This window comes from Clostridium thermopalmarium DSM 5974, assembly GCF_002995795.1.
GTDB lineage: Bacteria > Bacillota > Clostridia > Clostridiales > Clostridiaceae > Clostridium_H > Clostridium_H thermopalmarium.
This window is the reverse complement of sequence record NZ_PVXN01000074.1, coordinates 1-1,976: the sequence shown is the minus strand read 5'-3', so window position 1 is coordinate 1,976 and position 1,976 is coordinate 1. Positions and strand designations below refer to the sequence as shown.

The window sequence follows — 1,976 nt, the reverse complement described above, 5'->3', positions numbered from 1 at the left end:
AAATAATATCTGGTGGTTATGGCTTGAAGGTAACACCCGTTCCCATTCCGAACACGAAGGTTAAGCTTCAAAGCGCCGATGGTACTGCACTGGAGACGGTGTGGAAGAGTAGGTCGCTGCCAGGTAAATGTGGCTGGATAGCTCAGTCGGTAGAGCAGAGGACTGAAAATCCTCGTGTCCCTGGTTCGATTCCTGGTCCAGCCACCAAATACTAAAAAATTAAAGTAAAAAACATATATCTGGTGATTATGGCTTGAAGGTAACACCCGTTCCCATTCCGAACACGAAGGTTAAGCTTCAAAGCGCCGATGGTACTGCACTGGAGACGGTGTGGAAGAGTAGGTCGTTGCCAGGTAAATATGGCTGGATAGCTCAGTCGGTAGAGCAGAGGACTGAAAATCCTCGTGTCCCTGGTTCGATTCCTGGTCCAGCCACCAATATATGATTCACTAGCTCAGTCGGTAGAGCACTTGACTTTTAATCAAGTTGTCCGGGGTTCGATTCCCCGGTGGATCACCAAAAAGCACTTCATAATACAAATGAAGTGCTTTTTTTTTATAAGTTTTGACTGCTATATTCATAGGAAATCTATTTTTTTATGTTTTTATATGGTATTATAGATAGGTAAGTTTCTAACTTACAAATAAATTTAAAGGAGCTTAAAAATGGAGAATAAAGTTTTAGCTAAAGTTAATGGAAAAGAGATAACAGAAGCAGATATCCAATCTGCAATTGCAAGATTTCCAAGAGAAAGGCAAGCTTTTTTTGCTACAGAGCAGGGAAAACAACAATTATTAGATCAATTCATTGCATTTGAATTATACTATAACCATGCAAAGGATACTGAAATAGAGAATTCAGAAAAGTTTATTCAAGCAATGGAAATAGCAAAGAAAGAAATTTTAACTCAAATGGCTATAGATAATGTGCTTTCTGAGGTAAAGGTTACAGATAAAGAGGTAGAAGACTATTATGAAGCTAATAAGCAAATGTTTAAAACAGGAGAAACAGTAGAAGCAAGACACATTCTTGTTGATTCAGAAGAGTTAGCTAATGAAGTAGTGGAAAAGATAAAGAATGGTATGCTTTTTGAAGAAGCTGCTAATAAATATTCAACATGTCCTTCAAAAGCTGCAGGTGGAAACTTAGGTAGATTTGGAAGAGGACAAATGGTTCCTGAATTTGAAAAAGCAGCATTTGAATTAAACATAGGGGTATTGAGTGAGCCAGTTAAAACTCAATTTGGTTATCATATTATAGAAGTTCAAAGTAAACAAGAAGCAGAAATACAGCCATTTGATAAAGTTAAGGATATGATTAAAGCAAACTTGACACAGGAAAGGCAAAACTTTAGATATATGAGTGTTCTTGATGAATTAAAAGAAAAATATACTGTAGAAATAAACAAGTTCTAATGTCTTTTAAATTTATAAAGTTATGTATTTAACAGTAAAAATATTATAAAATGCTTAGTTGTAATTGATAAAGAATAAGTGGAGAGTGGATAATTAAGAATAAACAAGATAATTAGGAAGGCTTAATTATAAAATTATCAATCAACACTCTCCATTAGTAACTATGAATATTTTGTCGTATACTACTCCAAGCGTATCAACATAATAAAATTTGAGAAAAATAAAGAAATATATAAATATATAGATTTAATTTGAATTAGAGAGGTAAATTCTTTAGATTAACACTTATATTTGTGATAATATAGTCCATGTCGTCACGAAAGACGGCAGAAAGTGGTTAACAACTCACAATTATATGTGTTTTTAAGAAATTAAAGATTAAGTTAAAAAATGTTGACAAACTAAAACAAGTTTGTTATACTGAATAAGCTGTTAGATGACAGCGAAAAATAAAAGATTTGGTCTTTGAAAATTAAACAGAATTAAGGTAAATAAAAGCCAGTCAATGACTTATGAGTAGATTAAACTTTTAATATGAGAGTTTGATCCTGGCTCAGGACG

1 protein-coding gene, 3 tRNA genes and 2 rRNA genes are annotated in these 1,976 nt (G+C 33.6%); all 6 read left to right on the top strand.

Features of this window, described 5'->3' with window-relative positions:
- Nucleotides 1–8 precede the first annotated feature (8 nt).
- The 6 genes from rrf (CPAL_RS13735) (at nucleotide 9) to CPAL_RS13710 (ending at nucleotide 1,415) form a co-directional block, all read left to right on the top strand.
- A 5S ribosomal RNA gene (gene rrf / locus CPAL_RS13735) occupies nucleotides 9–125 on the top strand.
- A 6-nt stretch (nucleotides 126–131) separates the two neighbouring features.
- Nucleotides 132–207 (top strand) — tRNA-Phe (locus CPAL_RS13730).
- Between the two features lie 31 nt (nucleotides 208–238).
- Nucleotides 239–355: ribosomal RNA gene (gene rrf, locus CPAL_RS13725) — 5S ribosomal RNA — on the top strand.
- A 6-nt stretch (nucleotides 356–361) separates the two neighbouring features.
- Nucleotides 362–437, top strand: a tRNA-Phe gene (locus tag CPAL_RS13720).
- 6 nt (nucleotides 438–443) lie between these two features.
- A tRNA-Lys gene (locus CPAL_RS13715) sits at nucleotides 444–519 on the top strand.
- A 146-nt stretch (nucleotides 520–665) separates the two neighbouring features.
- Nucleotides 666–1,415: a peptidylprolyl isomerase gene (locus CPAL_RS13710; protein ID WP_061859247.1), complete on the top strand. Its 750-nt coding sequence runs from the start codon at nucleotides 666–668 to the stop codon at nucleotides 1,413–1,415.
- Nucleotides 1,416–1,976: the final 561 nt, after the last annotated feature.